Below are 25,068 nucleotides of genomic sequence, written 5' to 3' on the forward strand. Positions count from 1 at the left end.
ATTCCTTATGAACAAGATTGTAAAAATAACAAATGATTATGTTTTTAATCTCTTTGAAAACGATTTACTAGATACTTTTGTTTATCATAATTATGTTCATACCCACAGGGTAGTTAAAAGTACAAATGAAATCATTACACATGCTAACTTATCCGAAAAAGAGGAACTCACCTTACAATTAGCTGCTTGGCTACACGATACAGGATACACTGTAGACCCACATAATCACGAAGAAGAAAGTGCTAAAATTGCTCGGAATTTCTTAGAGAAAAACGAGGTTGATAAAGAGATAATCAACAATGTAGAAAGCTGCATTCTAGCCACTAAAATGGATGTCATCCCTTCTAATGATTTGGAAAAAATCATTAAGGATGCTGATTGCTCACATTTTGCCAAAGATTACTTTATGGAAACAAGTGATCTCTTGAGAAAAGAGCTCAAATTGCAAAATATAAAAGCATACTCCAGCGATGAATGGTTGTTGGAAAGCATTAACTTTTTTATTAAAAAACATTCTTATTATACCCCATATGCACTTCAGCATTGGGAAGGAAAGAAACAGGAAAATCTTTTAAAACTAATTGAAAAATTAAATAAAAAGAAGAAAAAGAAAGACTCCCAGGATGATGCTTTAAAAGCGAAAATAAAGGCACAAATAAAAAATGACAGCCCTGAAAGAGGAGTACAGACCTTATTTAGGGTAACGCTCCGAAACCATATAAAATTAAGTGATATAGCTGATACTAAAGCCAATATTCTACTTTCGGTTAATGCCATTATAATTTCTCTGGCATTATCCAGTTTAATCCCTAAATTAGACTCTCCGGGAAATCATCATCTTATCATCCCAACCATGGTATTGGTACTTTCTAGTGTCGTTTCCATAATTCTTTCTATTATGTCTACTCGTCCTAATGTTACCAGTGGAGAGTTTACGAAAGAACAAATAAAAAACAGACAAGTCAATATTCTATTTTTTGGTAATTTTCATAAAATGCCATATGATGAATATCAATGGGCCATTAAAGAAATTTCTAAAGACAAGGAACATGTCTATGAATTGCTTACTAAGGACTTGTACTACCTGGGAATTGTTCTAAACAGAAAGTATAAATTATTGCGAGTTACCTACAATGTATTTATGGCTGGTATTATTATTTCTGTTATTGCATTTTTAATTGCTTTCTATTCAATCTAAAAAGAAAGCGCTTAATTAAGCGCTTCCATCAATTCTTCATATGTATAAAACTCTTTGGCTTCTTTATTTTTATGATATAAGATATCCACTCGGATTGCTTTTAAACCAGTAACCCCCTGAAGGTCTTCCAGTTCTACAATCTCTACTCCTTCTTTCAGGTAGTTTTTAGCTTGTAAAAAGTGAATATACTTCATGTATTCTTTCTCATCAGAACGCTGAGAGTATACAATAACCAGTTTTCCTTGTTCGGTAACTCTCTTATTGGTTCCTTTGATATTTGCCTTATCGACTCTCTTTTTTACAACTTCATATCTCGCATTATAGGTACTGTCTACATCAAATCGTTTTTCATCCATTCTGAACCGTACCGACAACGATGAATTAAAAACTAATGCCATTGAGGCTACATCCATAGCTACAGGAAGATCTTTTTTTAACAAATAATATTCGTTTTCCATCTCGCACATCACCTGCAACTGCCACAATCTAAGATTATGTAAGTAAATTTGATTAAATGAGTTCTTCTTGGTAATGGATTCTCCTACATACATATTGTGTTCTACTCCATCAGACTTAAATCGTTCGAAGTAATGAGGATACATTTTTTGCGCTTCTACCTGTTTTTTATCCAGAAGATCCGCTAATCTTTTATTGATGATCATTACAGATTCATCATAGGCTTTTCTATGCTTATAAACTATACTTAAATTCTCATCCAACTCAGTTTTATAATCATAAATTAATGCGTCTATTTTGTCGTTCTTTTTCTCCAGATGCTCAAATAAAGGAGTAATTTCATTACGTATAAAATCAAGAATATTTTGCTCACTATCTACCTGAAACTGCTCATTAATACTTTGTATATAGACGTCTATTCTGTATTTTAGCTGATTATAAATAGGTAAGGGTTCTTCTTCTATAACCTTACTCATTACATCGTTGATAAGGTTTAGTTGCAAAATCAAATCCTTTTGGATAGAAGTATTTCTGGCTTCAGAAGAACCTTTAATATCGATCTGACCATATAATGGATATACATCTTCGAAAACCACTTCTCTAAAAGAGGTAGCTTCTCCATCTATTTTTGATCTCAGAAATCGCTTTGCTTCTTCTCTGAATTTCCAATATACACTAGTATGAATTGATGTACATTCTTTCTGAATTACCAACTCCATTTCATCTTCCATTTCTGCTTTGGATCTCAAAACAGAATCTACCAGATATGGCATTACGTCTTGTAGCTTATGTGCATTGATGCTATTGAGTTCTCTAACATTTGGAGATACAATTTCCATAATCCCCAGCAACTTCTCTCCACTTACTATTGGCGCAATAATAATGCTTTTAATATTTTGCTTCAGTAAACGTTTATACATCCCTTCTTCCGGGGCCAACTGACTACTTTTCTCCACATCCGAAATGGCAAAGTATGTAGATTCCTTAAAGAGGTGATCATATGATTCTCTGCATACCATTGCCTCACAGCAATCCATTTTTTTATCGTGTAAGAGATAACTTTGTACATTTTTGAAAGGCACAGTTTCAAAAACTTGTTCTTCTTCATTATAATCTGAAAAACCGATTTTTATATCCGGGAGGTTAAATATTGCCTTAAATATTTTTTGAAAATCTTCTAAGAATGTTTCATTTTGCTCTTCTTCTTTATCATATTTCAGCAATTTTGCTTTGAAATTAGATAAGGAAACATCCATGGTCACATCAAACATATTAGCGATAATTACTCCTTGAAAAATCCAACTATTAGGAGCAAACTTTTCTTTCCATAAATCAATATCACCAAAGTTATCCAGTAACTCTGCCACATCTTCATTAGTGATATCTCTGGTTCCTTCTTTTTTGGTTATTTTTATAAAATCTGCATTATATAAAATCTTATAATGCCTCAATATTCCAGACATATCCGGAATACTGCTAATAAAAGGACGCTTAAAATCTATATTGTATCCATAATAGCTTGTCAAAATAATACTACACCCCATGATATAGTAATAATCTTCATCTAAGTTCTCTATTGTTGGTTCAAAATCCTTTCCTGCCGCTTTTATAATATTCTCATAACGACGAGTGCATTTTAATACAATATTTTTAAAAGGAATCGTCGCTAGTTTGATTTCATTCTTCTGCAGTATTTCAGAAAAAGAATCTTCCAAAATCATATTGATTTCTGGCATTAATTCTTGTATGCGTTCTTCTGACTGAATTCCGGATTCCAGCTCCGGATATTGATCTGCAATTGCTACTATTCGCTTGGCTCTATCTCTTAGCAATTCATTCTCACTCGTTACATTTTCTCTGTATGCTTCAAAGAACTTAGTGAAGCTAATCCATATATCTAATGGAAAATCCTGATCTAGCACTTTCATAATTCTTTAGTATTTCCCCAGTTTATACAAAAATACAGTAAAATTGGTGTTTCCCCCACCAAAACCCCTTTAAAATAACAAAAAATTACCATTTTTAGCCCAAAAACATTCCATATTTTTTTGGCTATGAGAAAAGATTATAGTTATTTTTACAACGTAATAAACGGACTGTCATGAATCGAATCATTCTATTGCTTGTAGGTATTTTAGTAATAGCTACTGCTTGTGAAAAAGAAAAAAAAGGATATAACATTACTGCCAAAACTATTGGTTTTGAAGATGGAGATATCGTATATATCAATGCATTAAGCCAATCTAACAGACCTAGTGTTATTGATTCTGTAATTATTAAAAATCAACAATTTTCTATAGCATTACCAGATATAGAAACCAGGGATTTTAATTACCTGACTTTCAAAACCCCAGCTGCTAAGAATCCGTTGAACAGCAATGTACTATTTATAGGTGAGAACTATCCACTACAGATGACCATCTATAAAGATAGTCTGCGTTCTTCTGTTGTTACTGGAGGGCCTGAAAATGAATTGTTCTTCAAGTATATATCCGGGACAAAATCATTTGGTAAGCAAAAAGTAAAACTGGGAAATGATCTCGTGGTTGCTACCCGATTAAAACAAGAAGAGAAAATCGCTCAGATTAAAAAAGAACAACAAGAACTTCCGGAGAAAGCTAAGCAATTCCGAAAAGAAATTGCTAAAAACAACCCGAACTCTCTTGTAGCAATAATGGCATTAACAGACTTAATGAATTTAAAAATTATGTCTGCAAAAGATGTTAAAAATACCTTATCTCAGATGGATCCGTCTGTTGTTTCCAGCAGATTAGGAAAACGTCTAAGTTCTTTTGTAGAAAGTGCAATAGGAATCATTGATGTCGGAAGTGTTATTGAAGATTTCTCTGCACCTACTCCCGAAGGGAAGAATCTTTCTTTAAAAGAAGTAATGGGAAAATATACCATCATAGACTTTTGGGCTTCTTGGTGTAAGCCTTGTAGAGCAGAAAATCCAAATGTAGTTCGTGTTTATAATAAATACCATGACAAAGGATTAAATATTATAGGAGTATCTCTGGATAGAAATAAGGATCATTGGATTAAAGCGATAAAAGATGACAATCTGCAATGGAGCCATATTTCTAATTTACAGTACTGGCAAGAACCTATTGCCAGGGAATTTGGCGTAAAATCAGTTCCTTCTACATTCTTAATTGATGACAAAGGGTTAGTCATAGCCAAAAACCTGAGAGGAATGGCATTAGAAAACAAGATAAAGGAATTATTAGGAGAAGAAGAACCCGCATTGTAAGACTTCACCACACTCCATCAAAACATAAAAAAAGCGCCTATTTATGGCGCTTTTTTATTGTAAATATATCCAGATTAGAGTTTTCCTAATTTCTTAAGCAACAATAGAATTAGTATCGGAATTGCCAATAAGAACACCATCAATAAATTCGTAGTCAATAGCCTGGGCGCCATTAATAATGTAAGTATATATCCTCCCACTGCTCCTCCAAAATGCGCATCATGCCCAATATTATCAGTCTTGCTTTTCATACCATAAATAGAATATAAAAGGTATCCAATTCCAAAAATATAAGCAGGTATAGGAATTGGGATAAACATTATGAACAAACTCATACCTGGTTTAAACAAGATAGCAGAATATATAATTCCAGAAACTGCCCCACTAGCCCCTACAGCACTATAGTGGTATTCATCTTTATGAAATAATAATGACAAGATATTCCCTACAAGAAGACTCCCCAGATATATGATCAAAAACTTTATATCTCCCAGATAGCTAATCACAACAGGGGCAAAAAAATACAAGGAAAACATATTAAAAAACAGATGAGTCATATCTACATGAAGAAACCCTGATGTCAGCATTCTCAATTGTTCTCCGCGTCGAATACCTCCGATATTGAATTTATACTTCTCAAAAAAAGAATAATCATTGAAACCTTTTATAGAAACCAGTACATTAGCTCCTATAATTAATAGCATGACCACATTAATATTTTGCATACAAAATTTTTATTCAAATATAGCACTTATTTCAAGCTATAAAAGTATTGCTTAAGACCTTTTAACACTTTTACAGGTAACAAAATAAGCATATATTTGCTGGTTTAAACACAGCTTAATGCAGCGACTAATTTATTATACTATATACCCTGTTCTATGGAGTATTTCCAAGCTCCCATGGCGCTTATTTTACGGGTTATCTTCATGCATTTACTATCTGGTGTATTACATTATTAGATACAGGCGAAAAACTGTTACAGCGAATCTAACGCTGGTTTTTCCTGAGAAAAACACATCTGAAATAAATCGCATTCGAAAAGCTTTTTATAAGCATATGTGCGATATGTTTTTAGAAATGATCAAATCGATTTCGATTACCAAAGAAGAAATGCTGGAACGATTTAGAGTAACTAATATTGAAGATTTTCATGCATTAGAAAAAGAAAACAAAAGTATTGTTGTCCTTATGGGGCATTATGCCAGTTATGAGTGGTCATCTGCTATTGATTTATTATCTATAAATCCATGTGTAGGGATTTATAAAAAAGTTAGAAATCCCTATTTTGATAAAATGGTACATCGTATAAGGGGACGATTCAGTGCCCGTTTAATTGAAAGTCATGACGTTGTTCGTACTATTTCACAAGATATCAAAAAAGGGGATATTTGTTCCTACGGAATGATTGCTGACCAATCCCCTAAAATATGGAATGCTAAGTACTGGACTGATTTTATGGGAGTGACTGTTCCTGTCTTCCTTGGAGCATCATTAATTGCCAGAAAGTTTGACCTTACTGTACTATACTTACAAATCAACAAAAAGAAAAGGGGATATTATGAGGCTACTTTTGTCCCTATTAAAAAGGAAGACAATACCAGTAATGATCGATTTTATTACATCAAAGCGTATTTAAGACTGTTAGAAAATCAAATAAAGGAAAAACCAGAGTATTACCTCTGGACACATAAAAGGTGGAAGCATCGAAATGCTGAAAAACCTAACAAAGCAATTGTAGATTAAAAAAAGCCAGTCAAATAAATGACCGGCTTTTTTTATATAGGTGCTGCCAAAGGGTATAATCCCCCAAAACTTACCTTTAAAATTGAAAAATTGTTTCTAACGAGTGCCTCGCGGGCTCACTAAGAAATAATTTACTTAGACACCAACTTCTATAATTTGTTGTATTGATACGATAGTATCTTCTGCTAGTTTATCTGCCTTTTCTTGACTGAGTGCTTCTGTATAAATTCGTATTATTGGTTCGGTATTACTTTTTCTCAAATGAACCCAACAATCTGCAAAATCTACTTTTACTCCATCTACTGTAGACACTTCTTCTGAAGCATGCTTATCATGAAATGCCTGAAGAACAGTATCTACATTGAGCTCAGGAGTTAATTGAATTTTATTTTTACTCATGTAATAAGAAGGATAAGAATCTCTTAAAGCACTTACCGTACATTTCTTCTCAGCTAAGTGTGTTAGGAATAAGGCTACCCCTACCAGAGAATCTCTCCCATAGTGTAATTCTGGATAAATAATTCCTCCATTTCCTTCTCCTCCGATCACCGCATTGGTTTGTTTCATTTTCTCTACAACATTCACTTCTCCTACTGCACTGGCTTCATATGATCCGTTATGTTTTTGAGTTACATCTCTCAAGGCTCTACTTGATGATAAATTCGAGACTGTATTTCCAGAAGTTTTTCCTAATACATAATCTGCGCAAGCTACCAACGTATACTCTTCTCCAAACATCTCTCCATTTTCACTCATAAAAGCCAAACGATCTACATCTGGATCTACTACAATTCCTAAATCAGCTTTTTCCTTTATAACTAGCTCAGATAAATCTGTCAAGTGTTCTTTTAAGGGTTCTGGATTATGTGGAAAATGACCATTAGGTTCACAGTATAATTCTACAACCTCAACCCCCATTTTCTTTAGTAAAGCAGGAATCGCAATCCCTCCTGTAGAATTCACAGCATCAACAACAACCTTAAACTTTGCTTGTTTTACGACTTCTGCATCTACCAAAGGTAATTTTAATACCTCATCGATATGTACATCTATATAAGTGTCATTAGTGGTTATCGTTCCTAAGTGATCCACGTCGGCAAAATGATAACTGTCACTTTCTGCTATCTCTAATATTTTTTTCCCATCTAAAGCATTGAGAAACTCTCCTTTATTATTTAATAATTTCAAGGCATTCCATTGCTTTGGGTTGTGACTTGCTGTCAAAATAATTCCTCCATCTGCCTTTTCTATCGGCACTGCTACTTCCACAGTTGGTGTTGTCGATAATCCTATATCGATAACTTTAATCCCTAATCCTACAAGACTGTTCATTACCAATTGCTGGATCATAGCCCCGGAGATTCTGGCATCTCTACCAATAACTACGGTAGGATACTCTTTATTCGCATCCTTTTTTAACCAGCTTCCATATGCTGATGCAAATTTTACCGCATCTATTGGAGTAAGATTTTCTCCTACACTACCACCAATAGTACCCCTAATTCCTGAAATTGATTTAATTAATGTCATATAACTCTATTGATTTGTCTTCTTTTTTACAAATGTAAATGATACGATAGCTACACGCAATATATCTAATAATTAACATGTTAACAGATCGTTATTTTTCCTCTTTACTACATTTTTATTACAATAAGGTATTAAGCACCTTTTCAATACATCCTCTATCTGCCATGGTAATAAAACACTCTTTATAATCATTACTAAAAGTAATATTAGTTGGTTTCTTACCTTTTAATACATATTCTTTGATTAATTGTCCTTGAGGAGATAATACAGCGACCGTCCCTTTATCATATCTACAGATATATAAATTCCCCAACGGATCACATCTCATTCCATCCAAACCGTAATCCTCAAAACTATAAAATTCCTTTTTATTTTTCAGATTTCCCGAAGGCATTCTGTCATACACCCATACTTTTCGCTGTACGGATTCATTGACGTATAGTTTTTTTCCATCTGGGCTCACTTCTATTCCATTCGTCGTTCCCATATTTGCCTCCAGTAATTCAAATCCGTTTTCCTTTGTTATCTTCCAGACATTTCCTGTTCCTTCTTTCCAATCAGGATCACTGGCATATAAGATTCCTTCTGGACTAATGGCAATATCATTCGGTTGATTCGCTGTAGCTTGATGTGCATACACCTGTATATCTTTAGTTTTGATATTGATTTCCAAAATATTGTGATTGGTATAATCTGCTACATACATAATGCTATCATTCGCAAATCGAATCCCATTCCCTATACTTTTACCTGGTAAGGATATGAAGAGAGAACTTTTTCCATCTGTAGTTACCCTACCTATTGTCCCTTCTTTACTATAGTTTACCGCATAAATATTCCCCTCACTATCAGTTGCTGGTCCTTCAATTCCTTTTGTAAAAACACCTTCTTCTGTTAGATCTGTACGTTCTTGGGAATCAGTGCAACTGAATACTAGTAACATCACCAAAGTACCCAAAAAAAATTGTCTGCTCATGTATTATTCTCTGTATTTACACTTTTTTTTAGGATCCTAAAAAAGGATCCTCATTCTATGCAAAAAATTCATTCATAAAACCTGTATTTTAGCAATATGAATTTTTTAGCACATATTTACTTGTCGGGAGATGATACGGAATTAAGAATCGGTAATTTTATTGCCGATGCTGTCAAAGGTAAAAAATTTTTGGAATTTCCGGATCGAATTCAACAAGGGATTATTCTACATAGAAAAATAGATACTTATACAGATACTCACCCTATTGTGCGTCAAAGCATCTCTAGATTATTCCCTAAATACAGACATTACAGTGGCGTCATTGTCGATATTCTATACGATCATTATCTGGCTGCTAATTGGCAAAAATACCATGCCACTCCCCTGAATAAATATGTAAGTTTGTTCTACCAGGATCTGGAAACATATCATGATATTCTTCCTAAAAACATCAAAAGGTTCTATCCATATATGATCAAGGATAACTGGCTACTAAGCTATGCTACGGTTACCGGAATTAGTACCGTATTACACAATATGAATCATCGAACCAAAAATAAATCCAAGATGAACTTTGCTGTGATAGAACTAGAAGAATATTATGATGAATTCCAAAAAGAATTCGAATCCTTTTTTAAAGAATTAATACACTACTCCAATAGTGAAATTCAAAAATTGTAGCAGATAACATACTTGCTTAATTTTATAGAGCGATTACTTTTTTAAAAATCTATTCGTACATCTTCACTGCTTTTTTCTTATTAGAATTATACATAGCATCAAGTAATTGTTTCTATTAAATATGATATATTTGATGTCATTCATCACACAAGTTACACTTGATAATCTTTAATTTAGCATATTATGAAGTATCATTTCTACATTCTTCTTTTTTTCTTCATCTGCCTTTTTTCCTGTAAGAACAACGCTGATCATTCTACTCCTTCAAAAAAGAAAATTCCTGTAAAAGGAACTATTGCTCGGCAGGCTATGGTTGTTTCTGCCAGAAAAGAAGCTTCTCTCATCGGAAAACAAATCTTACAAAAGGGAGGAAATGTTTTTGATGCGATGGTTGCTACAGAAATGGCATTGGCCGTAGCATATCCTTATGCGGGAAATCTCGGAGGAGGTGGATTTATGGTGTATCGGAAAGCAAATGGTGAAATCGGGGCTCTTGATTATCGCGAAAAAGCCCCTAAAGCAGCTAGCAGAGATATGTTTCTGGATGAGCATGGAACAGTAATTCCTGAAAAAAGCCAGCTAGGAGCCCTGGCTGTTGGAGTTCCCGGAACAGTTGCTGGTGTTTTTGCCGTTCATAAAAAATTTGGAACACTTCCTATTGAAACAATCCTTACTCCTGTAATTGAGCTTGCCGATACGGGCTATGTAGTTACTAAAAAGCAAGAGAAAAGACTACAGCGATTTAAAGATATTTTTATCAAAACCAATAGAGATACCATCTTATATGCACAGCCATTCAAAGCCACTGATACTATCAAAAATACGAGTCTGGCTAATACCTTGAAAAGGATCCTGAAAAACGGAAAAGATGAATTTTATAAGGGAGAGACTGCTCATACAATAGTTGATTTTTTACAGCAGAAAGGAGGAATTATCAGTCTGGATGATTTGGCTTCTTACGAAGCCAAGTGGCGTAATCCTGTTACTTTTGATTATAAAGACCTTCGTATTATTTCTATGTCTCCTCCTTCTAGTGGAGGGATATGCCTGGCACAAATTATGAAAATGATCGAGCCTTATGACATTCAGCAATACGGTCATAATCAACTAAAAACGATTCAGATAATAACCGAAGCAGAAAGAAGAGCTTATGCCGACAGAAGTTTTTACTTGGGAGATCCGGATTTCGTGACAATTCCAATAGATTCTTTGTTATCTGACACCTATCTCAATACTCGAATGGGTACAATTAATTTTGATAAGGCTACTCTTTCTTCTGAACTTAATCATGGAAATATCTCAGGCTATGAAAGTGATGAAACAACCCACTATTCTATCGTAGATCAGTTTGGAAATGCAATTTCTGTTACTACTACAATTAATGGTGCTTATGGTTCAAAATTATATTCAGAAGAACTCGGTTTTTTCTTTAATAATGAAATGGATGATTTTAGTGCCAAACCGGGAGTGCCTAATATGTTTGGTTTGATTGGAGCCGAAGCAAATGCAATTGCACCAGAAAAAAGGATGCTAAGTTCAATGACCCCTACTATTGTAGAAAAAAACGGGAATTTATGGATGTCTGTAGGAACCCCCGGAGGATCTACTATTATAACATCTGTACTACAAACAATCTTAAATGTCAAAGAGTTTAATATGAGTATGCAGGAAGCTGTCAATGCTCCCCGGTTTCACCATCAATGGCTTCCTGATCACATAACATTCGAACCCAATTCTTTTGACAAACAACTTTTGATTGATTTAAAAAAGAAAGGGTATCAAATTAACGAAGAAGAAACAACTATCATCGGAAAAGTGGATGGTATTCTAGTCCTTAAAGATGGAACCCTGGAAGGAGGGGCTGATAAACGAGGGGATGATACAGCTGTTGGATTCTAAAACACCCTAAACTTCAGAATAATATGTATTCCTTACCTCTCTTCGTTTTCCTGAAGAGAGTAAGGGAATATCATTTACATATTCAATAGTAATTTTCGCATCTTTTCCGAAATACTCTTTATACTCTTCCTTCATCTTTTCTTCATCTACTTTCTTGGTCGTATTTAATTTGATCAGGTAATCTTTGATCCCATATTGTACCAACTGAAATTGTTTATAATCTCCATATTTACAAAGTTTATACGACACATGTGACGGCACCAACTTCCCTTTGGTATCATAAATGAGATCTAACTTTCTCCCTTGTATATACATAATATAAGGATTGCCTTCTTCATCAAGGTTCATAGCTCCGACATCTCCCGTATCATATCGTATTAATGGCATGGCATAGTTATGAAGATCTGTGACAATAATCCTTCCTCTTTCTCCCATACCTACAGGTTTATCTGTTTTCATATCCAGTATTTCGATATGATAACTGGCTTTATTAATCACAAACCCTTTTTTATCAAAACTTTCCTGTGCCAAAATCCCATTTTCATTATTAGAATATCTGGATAGTGGCTGCACTCCAAAATATTTCTCTAAGGACTGTTTTGTATAGTCATTTAAACTTTCTGACATTGTTATAATCGACTGGACATTCGCTTTTATAGCAGCAGCCCCGTGTCGATCTAAATACTTACATATCTTTTCTAATGCAGAAGCATATCCCAGAAAACTTTTTTTAGAAGGGTCTTTTTCCAGCCACTTGATAAAAGAAGCGATATGAATATCCTCTAAATTAAAAACACTGACAGGGTATACATTTTGCATCCAGTTTTTGGACAGCAAATGTACTTTGACATTGTCTTTCCAAATTTTGATATATACTAGTTTATTCCCTATCTGATATCCTGAAGCTTTAGAAAAAAATAAATTATCCGCCAGACTTCTCTTCCGCTTATTTCTATCATGCAAAACAGAAAAGGGAGCTCCGGTAGAGCCACTTGTAGATACTTTTACACAATCTCTTTGTATATACGCTTTAGAAATAAAGGCTTCAAAATGATCTCGAATCATGTTTTTATTAATCACGGGAAACTGTGTTAATTCTTCTAATACTTCCCCGGTATAATAAGGTACCGTATCTATAGTATGTGTCAATATGTCTGACAAGTATTTTTTTGAAAAATCAGCACTTCCCTGAGAAGTGTGATTTCTCATAATATTTTCTATATCTACATAATGCTTTTTGACACTTCTTCCCTTGAAGTAATCTAATGTCCAAAAAAGCCTTTTTCTCAAAAGTTGTATCATAACAAATCCCAGTATTCTTAAAAACAACTAACTATTAATCAATAGATAATGCTATTCGTATTGTATAGCATCTCCATAAAAATTCACTTGAAGAAGGGGTAAAAGAGAAATATAGAAATTAATTATCATTTTAGACGATAATATGCCTACTAAATTACTTAAAACTATAAAATTTATTTAATATAGATTAAAATAAATAGCATAAAAAGTACCTTTTTTCTTTTTTATCCTTTTTTTCATTAGCCTATCAAAATTTATATTTTATCGATAGCAAACGCTCACTAATCGAATTTAAAAAAATCAAGCGCTCTTTAGTAGTAGTTTTAGGTAAGCTTTAAAATCACTACTATGAAAAAAAATTACACATTCTTCTTTTTTGTTTTGATTTCTCTTTATAGTTACGCTCAAAACTTTCAATATCTGGGTAGTTATTCTGCTAATGGTACTCCTGATTATTTAGAATCTTTAGGAAAAAAAAATAGTGTTATTACTTCAATTTTTAACTTTTTTACTTTTAATAAATTATCAAACAACTCTTTAATAAAAGATCATTTTTTATTCTCTGAAATTTTATCCCCTTCAAAACTCTTTTAAACCTTAACCATGAAAAAAATTTTCCTCTTTTATATTGCCATAGCACTCAGTAGTATTAGTTATGCTCAGAATTATCAATACCTGGGCGACTATACTGCTAATGGAACTCCTTTATATCTAGAAAGTCCTGGAGATAACATAACAACAGAAATTATGGAATTAGTAGATAATTCTCTTTCTGAAACTTTTCAAGTTCCAACGTATAATCCTCACTATATCACTTCTGATTATGAGACGAATATTATCATTACGGAAGAGACAGAAGTTTTTATCACCTATATTCACGAATGTGCAGGGTTCAGAAATGTATTAGGGTACTATACCTACGATGTCAATAATCCACCAACAACTGCTCCTACGGATGAAGAAGTTACTATAATTTTCCCTAATATTTCTGAAGTAGGAAGCGGAGGTGGTCTCCAGCCTGGCGATAAAGTAAGCTTAGGCACTCATCCCGCAGGAACAGGAATTGGATGGGTATTATTAAGTGATGGATGGAATGGAGAACAGGTAGAATATGGGTATTGGCAATTTTATTCTAATCCTGATTTTAATCCTGAACCAAATGAAAGCGACCGCTATCATAATGTTCAAATCAAGGACGACACCAATGAATTAGTTATTTTAGGTTTTGAAGAAATACGCAGAGACCATCCATGGAGTGATAATGATTTCAATGATGCCTTATTTTATATCACCGCAACTGATTATTCTGCAATTGATACAAATAATCTCATCGATTCTTCTTCTTCTACTGATGTTTACTCTGCAAACCTAGGAGGTTTCGAAAGTAATGGTGACTTAGCCAACCAGGTAGCAAAGCGAAATTTTGATCGTTTGAAAAGCAAAAATTATGCAGATCAAAAGAAAAAACAAAAAATGTTTACTAAAAACGCTTTAAAAAACAATGATCTGGGAAACTATTTCCCTGAAACAGGATTGTATGCTACAGAGTCTCCATTTATTTCAACCTCACTTGATCTTGTCAACTATGCTAATGCCAAAGATGTTTTCTCCATCGATTATTATATCGAAGAGAATAGAGTTTCTGCTGGATTAGTAACCACTACTTCTGGTCAAATATACAATCATGCAAAAACAATATGTGACCGGTTGAATGGTTCAACTCTTAAGGATGTACGGCAGGTGACAATTAAAGATCATGACATGATATTTGCTATTATCGAACGTCATAATGGAGATATCGAATACGCTATAAGCTTCTCTATCCGAGAAAATGGTGATAATCATGAGCTTTTTAGTTTATGGAATGTTGATGATTACCCGGAAGGAAATTATAAAAACTTTCAGATTTGGGGAAAATCAATGGCACAGGTAGTTCATATTATCAATTATACATTGGAGAAACTGTCTCATGAAAAAAATATCGCTTCTTATCATGTTGATCATCGAGCTCCTACTGTTTTTGTCAGTGCTGCTCGTTACAGAAACAAGGAGCTACACTTGGACATCATTAACAAGATAGGTGCTCAGAATGCAACTATTACCTCTAACATAAAGCGCACGGAACTATCAGAATTAGAAGAATTTTCTGATCAGGTTCCGCTCTCTGGGGAATGGCATGATCAGATAGTTGTAGAAACAGGATTTCTATTTGACATCGGATTATCTTTTGAGGACAATCTCTCTGATAAAAGTGATGCTTTATACCTTGCTGATGGTCCTTGGGGAATTGATTATATAGCAGAAGATACAACAATCGATAAATTCGTAATTAATGAACAAGAAAGTGATTTAGATCCAGCTATCTATCAGTTAGAACGTTCCAGTAATGCTTCCGGAACCCTAAAAGGAACGTGTAATCTATTCAGAACTTTTTTACCCGGAGATCTATCCTTAAAGACGAAAGATTACGAAAGTATTATGTTTACGATACAAAACAACCTTCCTATAGAAGTAATTTTAGTCCCTAGTAACTTAGAAGACTGGAATAATCGTCTTCGGTATTATATCCCTGCTAATTCCAGTAACACTGATTACACGATCCGGTTTGATGAATTCACCAATGCTACAGGAGTATTTGAAGAAATTAATGACCTGCGATCCGTGATATTTTCTATGCATAACGGAACAGAAACTCCGGTTAGTTTCTCTATTGATATACATAAATTAGGTTTAGGTATTAATCCTGAGTCTTTATTAGGTACCCTGGTTAATCAGTCAAAAGCGATAAACTATCCTAATCCATTTACAGATTATACAATTGTAACTGTACCCCAAAAGACATCCAACATAGATCTACATGTTTATGATCTTTTTGGTAGAAAAATATACAATTCCATGTTAAAAACTATGGAAGATAAAAAGTCAGTTAAGTTTGACCCAACAAACTTAAACTTAGCAAAGGGTCTCTATACATATATTGCCCTTTACAATGAAAGAGAAAGAGCGACGGGTAGTTTTTTAATTCAGTAAGTAGAGGTGCTTACTATTCTCTTATAACTAATTAGTATAGAAATGGCAAAAAACATGCTAAACATTATTAGTTATAAAAAATGCGCGGAGGGGTCCGCGCATTTCTTTTATTGCTATTTGTAAAGATCGAAACGTATTATTTTACTTCTTCAAAATCTACATCTTGTACATCATTTCCTTCTGAATCATTTCCTCCTCCGGATTCTCCTCCTGGATTTGGTCCTGCAGCTCCTCCTTGTTGCTGAGCCTCCGCTTGTGCCTTATACATTTCTTCACTAGCTACTTTCCATGCTTCATTAATCTTATCTAATGCTGGCTGAATAACTGCTAGATCTTTTGTTTCATAAGCCTTCTTTAACTCTGCCAAAGCATCTTCAATTGGCTTTTTCTTATCTTCAGATAGTTTCTCTCCAAACTCAGATAATTGTTTTTCTGTCTGGAAGATCATTCCATCAGCTTCATTCAACTTATCAGCCTTCTCTTTAGCTTGCTTATCTGCATCTGCATTTGCTTCTGCTTCTTTCTTCATTTTCTCGATTTCTTCTTCTGTCAACCCTGAAGAAGCTTCGATTCTAATATCCTGAGACTTATTAGTTGCTTTATCTGTAGCAGACACTTTGATAATTCCATTGGCATCGATATCAAAAGTTACTTCAATCTGAGGAACTCCTCTTTGTGCTGGTGGAATTCCATCTAAGTGGAAACGACCAATCGTTTTATTATCTGCTGCCATTGGGCGCTCTCCCTGTAAAACATGAATTTCTACAGAAGGCTGGTTATCTGCTGCCGTAGAGAATACCTGTGATTTTTTAGTAGGAATTGTTGTATTCGCTTCTATTAATTTTGTCATTACGTTCCCCATAGTCTCAATTCCCAGAGAAAGTGGCGTAACATCTAATAATAATACGTCTTTTACATCTCCTGTCAATACTCCTCCCTGGATTGCAGCACCAATTGCTACTACCTCATCAGGATTTACTCCTTTTCCCGGAGCTTTTCCGAAGAATTGCTCTACAGCATTTTGAACTGCTGGAATACGAGTGGACCCTCCTACCAAAATAATCTCATCAATATCACTAGTAGATAGCCCAGCGTTTTTAAGTGCTGTACGACAAGGTTCGATAGTACGTTTCACTAAATCATCAATTAATTGATCAAATTTAGAACGTGTCAATGATCTAACCAAGTGTTTTGGTCCACTTGCTGTTGCTGTAATATACGGTAAGTTGATCTCTGTCTGCGCAGAAGACGATAATTCGATTTTTGCTTTTTCAGCAGCCTCTTTTAATCGTTGTAAAGCCATTGGATCTTCTCTTAGATCCATATTCTCTTCTCCTTTGAACTCTGCTGCTAACCAATCAATAATCTTTTGATCAACATCATCTCCTCCTAGGTGAGTATCTCCATCAGTAGCTAACACTTCGAAAACTCCATCACCTAATTCTAGTATAGAAACGTCATGAGTTCCTCCTCCAAAGTCAAAAACAACAATCTTCTGATCCGTTCCTTTTTTATCTAATCCATATGCCAAAGCTGCAGCTGTTGGCTCATTGATAATTCGCTCTACTGTCAGCCCGGCAATTTCTCCGGCTTCTTTTGTTGCCTGACGCTGTGCATCATTAAAATATGCAGGAACAGTAATTACCGCTCTTGATACATCTTGTCCTAAATAATCCTCTGCAGTTTTCTTCATTTTCTGAAGTGTCATTGCAGATAATTCTTGTGGTGTATATAAACGCCCATCGATATCAACTCGTGGGGTATCGTTATCTCCTTTTACTACTTTATAAGCAGCTCTCTCTGCTTCTTTTGCCGATTCAGAGAACTTGTTTCCCATAAATCTCTTTATAGAAGAAATGGTTTTTGTTGGATTAGTAACAGCTTGACGCTTCGCAGGATCTCCAACTTTGATCTCTCCTCCTTCAACAAATGCTATCACAGATGGAGTGGTTCTTTTCCCTTCAGCATTAGGGATAACCACAGGCTCATTACCCTCCATTACAGAAACACAAGAGTTGGTTGTTCCTAAATCTATTCCTATAATCTTACTCATACTATTATGTTATAATTTGTTTAAGTGTTTTCAATATTAATTCCCCCTACTCTGTTCAATCATTATGCCATGACACAATTGCTGACATGATGTCATTTTTTATTTTTTTTATACTGGTAATTATCAATATTTCTGATACATGACTTTTTTGTAATTTTATTTTATCTTTAAAAAAATCCATTTTAAATGGCAAAATCATATATTTACCGGCTAATTTTTTTGAATACCTTATTTATATGAAACGCATCAGTGTTTTTGATATGCTTAAAATCGGAGTGGGACCATCCAGCTCCCATACGCTTGGTCCCTGGAGAGCAGGACAACAATGGATATCCGAGCTCAAAGAAAATGGGCATTTCGACTCTGTCAATTCTATTACAGTAGATCTTTTCGGGTCATTATCCTTAACCGGAAAAGGACACGCTACGGATTTAGCTGCCATTTTAGGTCTTTGTGGACATGACCCTGTCACTATTGACGTATATAAAATAGATAGTATCATTAGTACTATCCAAACCACAAAAAAATTATTTTTAGATGATACCCTAGAAGTGTCTTTTGATACAGAAACTGATATTGTATTCAATAGAGATTTCAAAGAGTTTCACCCCAATGCGATTACATTTACCGCTATATTAAAAAATAACGATAAAGTAGCCACTACTTTTTATTCTGTCGGAGGAGGCTTTGTTATCAAAGAAGATCAGGAAACAGTTACAGATAGTGAAGAAGACACAAAAACCTTTCCTCTTCCCATAGACAAAGCTTCTGAACTACTTCAATATTGTAAAAAACACAATAAAAAAATATCTGAAATCGTATTGGAGAATGAACGTTCTCTCCGTACAGATGAAGAAATTGACGCTGACCTGAAAAAAGTATGGGATGTCATGTTAGAATCTATGTATATCGGATGTCATACCGAAGGAACACTTCCTGGAGGACTTAACGTACGTAGAAGAGCCTTTGATAGCCATAAAAATTTAATAGGAGGTACTGAGTACAGTACAAAAGAAGAATGGATCGAAGCCATTAGAGATACAGAAGTGGCATTTCGTCAGATATTAAAATGGGTTTCTTGTTTTGCTCTGGCAGTAAATGAAGTAAATGCATCATTAGGTCGTGTGGTAACCGCCCCTACAAATGGAAGTGCAGGAGTTATTCCTGCAGTATTAATGTACTATATGGTTATAGAAAATCACGATGCTAATTTTGAAGATATCAAACAGTTTCTTTTGGTAGCTGGAGAAATCGGTAGTCTGTTCAAAAAAGGAGCTACAATTTCTGCTGCTATGGGAGGATGTCAGGCAGAAATAGGTGTATCTTCTGCAATGGCAGCTGGAGCACTGACAGAATTAATGGGGGGAACTCCCGAACAAGTATTAATGGCCAGTGAGATTGCCATGGAACATCATTTAGGCTTAACATGTGACCCAATCGGAGGATTAGTACAGATTCCGTGTATTGAACGTAATGCTATGGGAACTGTAAAAGCAATTAATGCCTGTGAAATGGCTCTTGATACAGATGCCTCTAACGCCAAAGTTCCCTTAGATAAAGTTATAGAAACCATGTGGGAAACTGCGCAAGATATGCATACCAAATATAAAGAAACCAGTGAAGGTGGCCTTGCTATAAAAGTTAATATGAGTGATTGCTAATTTTATAGATGAACACCTCCACGAATTCGTTTTGGGATCAAAGTAAAAACCTGTTTTTAGCATACATCCAATTAATAGGTTTTTACTTTATATTTTTTATTCTTTTAGGAATTATCCAGCAGGTATTTCCGGGAATTGATCTGACTAAATATTCGCAAAAAGATTTGATGCAACTTATAGAAAAAGAGAAATTACACGCTTTCTTCTCCCTCATTCTTATTGCTCCTATTATAGAAGAGTCAATGTTCCGTACCTTATTGCGACCTTCGTCTAAAGAGCTAACGCTATGGGGAAGTACCTGGATCGTCAGTATTCTGTGGGGGGTACTTCCTAAAATGAGTTGGTATTATTCATACCCATTACTACTTATTAGTATTTCACTTGTATTTTTTATTTTATCCCTTCTTATTTCCAAAAAAATTCTCCGAAAGGCATGTGCATTTCTTTCTCAAAAAGAAATCTGGATATTGCAAATTACAGCTGTTGTTTTTGGCTTATTCCATATTGTCAACTATGTAGATTCCTTCTTATTAGATAGTGCACTATTCCTTCTTATTGTACCCAGGATTATTGCTGGTCATGTTTTTGGTACCTTAAAAATAAAGAACAGACATATTATTTGGCCAATAACCCTTCATGCTATGAATAATGGCATTATCTATCTTCTCTTTATACTCAGATCCTAATTTATTGACAATCTTCTTTTTTTCTTGTATCTACTACTGATAAAATCTTCCACCGGGTCCCATCATGATATAATTGAAAGGTATTTATCCCACAATGGCTAAAAGTATCATTTAAGTAAAACTCATATGGTGTCCAGGCAGTAGCTAACTGTTTATCTGCTTCTATCTTAAACAATAACAATCGTTCATTCCATCTGCTTTTTTGTGCCATTTCGTGAATCACACGCATAAAGTCAGATACATTTGTACTTCGAGTACTATAGGAACCTTCTTTTGTCTTTATAACTGTTTTCAGTGTGATATCCTGATCAATAGTTTTTCTTATGATACTAGTATCTCCTTTATGAAATCCTTCAAAAAATTCTACAATAGTTTGTTTTACTTCTTTTTTATAGGTAGCTACATTATCCATCGTTCCGTTTTTCTGCCCTATTATAACCCCTGTAAAAAACATACTAATTATCACACAATACCTTTTCATATTTATTTATTTTTCATATAAAAGTATCACATTATTATCAATTATTCCTATCGATTATAAATTATAAAGTAGCCTGCAGATTAAACTTGTTGTCATTATCCTAAATCATTACATTTACAACAATAAATTAATAAAATAATGTCAACAGCAAAAAAAGATTACAAACGAGTTACTGTAAAATCTCTTACAGAGATGAAAGCTAATAATGAAAAAATCTCTATGCTTACTGCCTATGATTATACAATGGCTAAAATCGTAGATGGTGCCGGAGTGGATGTCATATTAGTAGGAGATTCAGCCTCTAATGTAATGGCAGGACATGAAACTACACTTCCTATTACACTTGATCAAATGATCTATCATGCCTCTTCTGTAGTCAGAGGTATAGACAGAGCTTTAGTAGTTGTTGACCTTCCTTTTGGTAGTTATCAGAGTGACCCTAAAGAGGCATTGCGTTCTTCCATTCGTATTATGAAAGAATCCGGAGGTCATGCTGTAAAACTAGAAGGAGGAAAAGAAGTAAAAGATTCCATCAAAAGAATTCTTCATGCAGGAATTCCAGTTATGGGGCACTTGGGACTAACTCCTCAATCTATCTATAAGTTTGGAACTTATACTGTTCGTGCAAAAGAAGAGGAAGAAGCTAAAAAACTAAAAGAAGACGCTTTGATGCTTCAAAAAGCAGGATGTTTTGCCATCGTACTAGAAAAAGTTCCTGCTAATTTAGCACGTGAAGTAGCAGAAAAATTGACTATTCCTGTTATTGGTATCGGTGCTGGAAATGGTGTTGATGGGCAGGTATTAGTTACTCATGATATGCTGGGAATGACACATGAATTCAATCCCAGGTTTTTAAGACGTTACCTGGATCTGTATACGGAAATGACCAGTGCTTTTAAGCAGTATGTAGACGATGTAAAGTCTGTTGATTTCCCAAATGAAGATGAGCAATATTAATGCTCTCTTTTTTTTTTTTTATGTTTTCTAATTGTTCAACAGTAACAAAATAGAGTTGAAAACACTTTCTAATACATCGAATTTGATTGTTTTATATGAAGACAATCATATTATAATTGTCAATAAACGTCCAGGAGACATTGTACAGGGTGACAAAACCGGAGATCAGCCACTTAGTGAGGTGGTCAAAGACTATATTGCTGAAAAATACAATAAACCTGGTGCAGTATACCTGGGGGTTGTTCACCGTTTGGACAGACCTACCAGTGGTATTGTTGTTTTTGCCCGAACCAGTAAAGCGTTAACCCGATTAAACAAAGTATTTGCCAACAAGGAAATACAAAAAACCTATTGGGCTGTAGTACAACCAGCCCCTAAACAACCACAAGCAACGCTTGTTCATTGGTTAAAGCGAAATACCAAACAGAACAAATCATATGCGCATCAAAACGAAGTTTCTGAAAGTAAAAAAGCAAGTTTGTCGTATCGCGTATTAAAAAAACTACAGCGCTTTCAGTTACTGGAAATCGACCTGCATACAGGAAGGCATCATCAAATTCGTGCCCAGCTGTCAGCTATTGGTTGTCATATCAAAGGGGATTTAAAATACGGGGCATCTCGAAGTAATAAAAATGGAAGTATTCACCTGCATGCCAGAAAATTACAATTTACACATCCTGTAAAAAAAGAAGCCATGACAATTATTGCCCCTCCTCCTTCTGATTCTGTATGGGATGATTGTCTCTAAAAAAATATAATTGTTATAAAAAACAATAGCTACTTTGGCAAGAAAAACGGAGTTTACTTCTTTTAGAAAAAAGAAAACATAACTGACGATAATCCAATACAAATTGTTTTTACAGTTAGAAACTGCTTTTCTTTGTAAACAACAAAGCCCCCTCTTTCATTGCTTAGTAAGAAATTCTAACACCAAATCACATTTCCTTAGCCGAATAGATTCGGGAACCTATGGGCAAACAAAAAAAGTATGCCTTGGTTATCTTGACAACGAATATGGAAAAACATTCTTACATCACATAAATAACAATTCGACAAAACTAGATTTTTGGGATTTAACTAGCTAAACAACTCATTAATAAACAGGTATTTACACTCTAACCTATTATAAATTAATCTTTTACATTACACTCTTCAAAAGATAGTCATCTGATGACTATTTATTGAACAGGCGAAATCCGAAAAGCCATAAAAAAGAGTAGGAAGTACTTTTAAAACGTATTATTATGGGATTTTATTCAAAACAACCTGTTAACCCCAAAAAAACAACTGCAACCTATCTATGGACAGGTTTAAGAACTCCGGGAGTTTTCTTAGTTCATGTAGAGGGCGATGCACCAAACTATTCCTCTGGATTTGACCTCGTACGAGACCCGCACTTTGTAGGAGGCTTAAAAGTTGAGTCAATGGGGTGGACTGGTCCCATCGGTGAGGGGACAACACCATATAGTGTCAATGGGTCTTTTTCCGGTGAATACCGATCACAAATCGTCGTTTCTGGTTCTAATGGGGATTTCAGTATAGATGTCAAAGAAATTCCCCATGATCAAGTGGATGAATTCATGAAGTCCAATGCTGCTAAACAAGTAGAGGAATTAGCCGCAAAATAGAGTACCTATAAAATCTTTGCAAATGACTTCCTAATATTTAGTATATTAGGAAGTCGTTTTTTAGGACGACTTCTTTTGAGGTTTTTGTTTTTATCGTTTTATTTCGAAACAGGTATAAAACACTTACTTGATACTTATAACCTATTTTATTTATATCATACTCTTATGTCTAATACTCCGACCATTGCATTGCGCCCCCGATTCAAAGTAGCATTAAATTATACGAATAAGGATGCTTTACAACGTTTTGAAACAGCAAAAAAAGAACAAAAAGATGTTATTATAACAAGAGTAGATGATCATGTTTTTTTAAAAATACCTAAAAACCAACAGCATTTCTGGTCTCCTCAGCTTCATCTGGAAATCAATGAAAAAACAAGTAATAGTGCTATACTTTACGGCTTATTTGGTCCTAGTCCAACTGTCTGGACCTTATTTATGTTTTTACATTTTATCGTTGCCGCCATCTTTATAGCATGCAGTATCTGGACTTATAGTAACTGGTCATTGGGTACAGACTATGGAATTCAGTTATTCTTGACTTTGTTCATGGTACTAGTGTGGTTTATCTTATACGCAGCCGGAAGAATTGGTAGAGCAACTGGTAAAAAAGAGATGTACTTTCTATATGATTTTATGAATCGCACCCTTCAATTAAAAAAATAACTATTTTTCTTTTACTGACCGTATACTTTCTATCACTACAGAACTCAGAATTAGCAACCCTCCAATAATGGTATAAAAACTCGGTATTTCATGAAGAAAAAAGATTCCTAAAATAATTCCATATATTGGCTGGATACAACTCATAATACTAGCAGTTGTAACCGTAAATTTCCTAAAACTTCTCAGAAATAATGTATGTCCTACTGCTGTGGTTAACAATGCTAATGCTAACACTGCCGGCCATTGTCGTGTTATCCCGGAACTATCCATAATCCATATTAACGGCAGGGACAATACTCCTATAATCACAACCTGATACCACATCAAAACTGAACCGTTATAATTACTTACTTTATTTTTCATTAAAATATTGCGCAAAGAATAACATATCGCAGAAAAAACTCCAAAACCAACAGCCTGCGTATTTGTATTTTGAACATCAAAATCCGGTACTAAAAAATAGATTCCTATCAGCACCAATACCGCCAACAGTAATTGCACTTTCTGAAAGCTTGTTTTTAATAGTAAAGGTTCTAAAATCGTTGTTATTACAGGAAATGTAAATAAAGATAACATTCCTATGGCCACATTAGAAAGTTGCAGGGCATAAAAATACGTAACCCAATGTACCCCCATTAGCACCCCGCTTAACAGCACTACTCCCCTGTCTTTATTAGCGATCATAAAAGAGATGTTTCTCCATTTACAGAAAGCAAATAATAATACTGCTGCCAGAAGTGCTCTAAACCCAATAATAACAGGGACAGGCATATCAATATACCGCCCTAACGGACCGGAAGTGGCAATAAAAAGGATCGCTAAATTTAATTCTAGGAGGTTTTTGAAGTTTCTGTTATTTGACAAG

At 34.5% G+C, this 25,068-nt stretch carries 21 protein-coding genes; 13 read left to right on the forward strand and 8 right to left on the reverse strand.

Going from position 1 to position 25,068, the window contains the following annotated elements:
- Window positions 1-7 precede the first annotated feature (7 nt).
- On the forward strand, window positions 8-1,198 hold the full coding sequence (locus ACFSTE_RS21225; protein ID WP_176030735.1) for a Pycsar system effector family protein: 1,191 nt from the start codon (window positions 8-10) through the stop codon (window positions 1,196-1,198).
- Window positions 1,199-1,209: 11 nt separating this feature from the next.
- Here ACFSTE_RS21225 and ACFSTE_RS21230 read toward each other — a convergent pair whose 3' ends face one another.
- Window positions 1,210-3,582: a GAF domain-containing protein gene (locus ACFSTE_RS21230; RefSeq protein ID WP_378254225.1), complete on the reverse strand. Its 2,373-nt coding sequence runs from the start codon at window positions 3,580-3,582 to the stop codon at window positions 1,210-1,212.
- Window positions 3,583-3,755: 173 nt separating this feature from the next.
- Between ACFSTE_RS21230 and ACFSTE_RS21235 the strand changes: the two genes are divergently transcribed.
- On the forward strand, window positions 3,756-4,907 hold the full coding sequence (locus tag ACFSTE_RS21235) for a TlpA disulfide reductase family protein (protein ID WP_176030737.1): 1,152 nt from the start codon (window positions 3,756-3,758) through the stop codon (window positions 4,905-4,907).
- A 74-nt stretch (window positions 4,908-4,981) separates the two neighbouring features.
- On the opposite strand, the gene ACFSTE_RS21240 is transcribed toward ACFSTE_RS21235, so the two are convergent.
- Complete coding sequence (locus tag ACFSTE_RS21240) at window positions 4,982-5,632, reverse strand: rhomboid family intramembrane serine protease (protein WP_176030738.1); 651 nt, start codon at window positions 5,630-5,632, stop codon at window positions 4,982-4,984.
- A gap of 118 nt (window positions 5,633-5,750) precedes the next feature.
- On the opposite strand from ACFSTE_RS21240, the gene ACFSTE_RS21245 reads away from it, so the two are divergent.
- A complete protein-coding gene (locus ACFSTE_RS21245) occupies window positions 5,751-6,653 on the forward strand; it encodes a lysophospholipid acyltransferase family protein (protein ID WP_176030739.1) in 903 nt (300 codons plus the stop codon).
- A gap of 135 nt (window positions 6,654-6,788) precedes the next feature.
- On the opposite strand, the gene glmM is transcribed toward ACFSTE_RS21245, so the two are convergent.
- Entirely contained in the window at window positions 6,789-8,183 is a 1,395-nt protein-coding gene (gene glmM / locus ACFSTE_RS21250; protein ID WP_176030740.1) for a phosphoglucosamine mutase, read from the reverse strand.
- Between the two features lie 118 nt (window positions 8,184-8,301).
- Complete coding sequence (locus ACFSTE_RS21255) at window positions 8,302-9,159, reverse strand: SMP-30/gluconolactonase/LRE family protein (protein WP_378254222.1); 858 nt, start codon at window positions 9,157-9,159, stop codon at window positions 8,302-8,304.
- A gap of 96 nt (window positions 9,160-9,255) precedes the next feature.
- Here ACFSTE_RS21255 and ACFSTE_RS21260 point away from each other — a divergent pair, with 96 nt between their 5' ends.
- Window positions 9,256-9,840, forward strand: a complete 585-nt coding sequence (locus ACFSTE_RS21260) for an acyl carrier protein phosphodiesterase (RefSeq protein ID WP_176030742.1) — start codon at window positions 9,256-9,258, stop codon at window positions 9,838-9,840.
- 183 nt (window positions 9,841-10,023) lie between these two features.
- A complete protein-coding gene (gene ggt / locus ACFSTE_RS21265; RefSeq protein ID WP_378254220.1) occupies window positions 10,024-11,739 on the forward strand; it encodes a gamma-glutamyltransferase in 1,716 nt (571 codons plus the stop codon).
- Window positions 11,740-11,745: 6 nt separating this feature from the next.
- Here ggt and ACFSTE_RS21270 read toward each other — a convergent pair whose 3' ends face one another.
- Window positions 11,746-13,041, reverse strand: a complete 1,296-nt coding sequence (locus ACFSTE_RS21270) for a CoF synthetase (RefSeq protein WP_378254218.1) — start codon at window positions 13,039-13,041, stop codon at window positions 11,746-11,748.
- A 348-nt stretch (window positions 13,042-13,389) separates the two neighbouring features.
- On the opposite strand from ACFSTE_RS21270, the gene ACFSTE_RS21275 reads away from it, so the two are divergent.
- Entirely contained in the window at window positions 13,390-13,635 is a 246-nt protein-coding gene (locus ACFSTE_RS21275; protein ID WP_378254216.1) for a hypothetical protein, read from the forward strand.
- A 9-nt stretch (window positions 13,636-13,644) separates the two neighbouring features.
- Window positions 13,645-16,071 carry a DUF4114 domain-containing protein gene (locus tag ACFSTE_RS21280; protein WP_378254214.1) on the forward strand — a complete coding sequence of 809 codons (2,427 nt, stop codon included), beginning with the start codon at window positions 13,645-13,647 and terminating at the stop codon, window positions 16,069-16,071.
- A 136-nt stretch (window positions 16,072-16,207) separates the two neighbouring features.
- Here the strand turns inward: ACFSTE_RS21280 and dnaK are convergent, their stop codons facing one another.
- The gene (gene dnaK, locus ACFSTE_RS21285) at window positions 16,208-18,124 is read right to left on the reverse strand and encodes a molecular chaperone DnaK (RefSeq protein WP_176030747.1); all 1,917 of its coding nucleotides are present in this window, start codon (window positions 18,122-18,124) and stop codon (window positions 16,208-16,210) included.
- Between the two features lie 236 nt (window positions 18,125-18,360).
- Here dnaK and ACFSTE_RS21290 point away from each other — a divergent pair, with 236 nt between their 5' ends.
- Complete coding sequence (locus ACFSTE_RS21290; RefSeq protein WP_176030748.1) at window positions 18,361-19,785, forward strand: L-serine ammonia-lyase; 1,425 nt, start codon at window positions 18,361-18,363, stop codon at window positions 19,783-19,785.
- 8 nt (window positions 19,786-19,793) lie between these two features.
- Window positions 19,794-20,471, forward strand: a complete 678-nt coding sequence (locus ACFSTE_RS21295; protein ID WP_378254210.1) for a CPBP family glutamic-type intramembrane protease — start codon at window positions 19,794-19,796, stop codon at window positions 20,469-20,471.
- A 1-nt stretch (window position 20,472) separates the two neighbouring features.
- On the opposite strand, the gene ACFSTE_RS21300 is transcribed toward ACFSTE_RS21295, so the two are convergent.
- Window positions 20,473-20,952 carry a nuclear transport factor 2 family protein gene (locus tag ACFSTE_RS21300; protein ID WP_378254208.1) on the reverse strand — a complete coding sequence of 160 codons (480 nt, stop codon included), beginning with the start codon at window positions 20,950-20,952 and terminating at the stop codon, window positions 20,473-20,475.
- 138 nt (window positions 20,953-21,090) lie between these two features.
- On the opposite strand from ACFSTE_RS21300, the gene panB reads away from it, so the two are divergent.
- The 4 genes from panB to ACFSTE_RS21320 all read left to right on the forward strand — a co-directional run bounded on the left by panB (window position 21,091) and on the right by ACFSTE_RS21320 (window position 24,203).
- Window positions 21,091-21,909: a 3-methyl-2-oxobutanoate hydroxymethyltransferase gene (panB, locus tag ACFSTE_RS21305; protein ID WP_176030751.1), complete on the forward strand. Its 819-nt coding sequence runs from the start codon at window positions 21,091-21,093 to the stop codon at window positions 21,907-21,909.
- A 55-nt stretch (window positions 21,910-21,964) separates the two neighbouring features.
- Window positions 21,965-22,657, forward strand: coding sequence for an RluA family pseudouridine synthase (locus tag ACFSTE_RS21310; protein WP_176030752.1), 693 nt, complete (start codon window positions 21,965-21,967; stop codon window positions 22,655-22,657).
- 496 nt (window positions 22,658-23,153) lie between these two features.
- The gene (locus ACFSTE_RS21315) at window positions 23,154-23,537 is read left to right on the forward strand and encodes a hypothetical protein (protein WP_176030753.1); all 384 of its coding nucleotides are present in this window, start codon (window positions 23,154-23,156) and stop codon (window positions 23,535-23,537) included.
- A 165-nt stretch (window positions 23,538-23,702) separates the two neighbouring features.
- Window positions 23,703-24,203 (forward strand): GTP-binding protein, encoded by a 501-nt coding sequence (locus ACFSTE_RS21320; RefSeq protein ID WP_378254206.1) that lies wholly within the window; start codon window positions 23,703-23,705, stop codon window positions 24,201-24,203.
- Here the strand turns inward: ACFSTE_RS21320 and ACFSTE_RS21325 are convergent, their stop codons facing one another.
- A complete protein-coding gene (locus ACFSTE_RS21325) occupies window positions 24,204-25,067 on the reverse strand; it encodes a DMT family transporter (RefSeq protein WP_378254204.1) in 864 nt (287 codons plus the stop codon).
- Window position 25,068 lies beyond the last annotated feature (1 nt).

The organism is Aquimarina hainanensis, assembly GCF_042684685.1.
In the GTDB taxonomy this organism is placed as follows: domain Bacteria; phylum Bacteroidota; class Bacteroidia; order Flavobacteriales; family Flavobacteriaceae; genus Aquimarina; species Aquimarina hainanensis.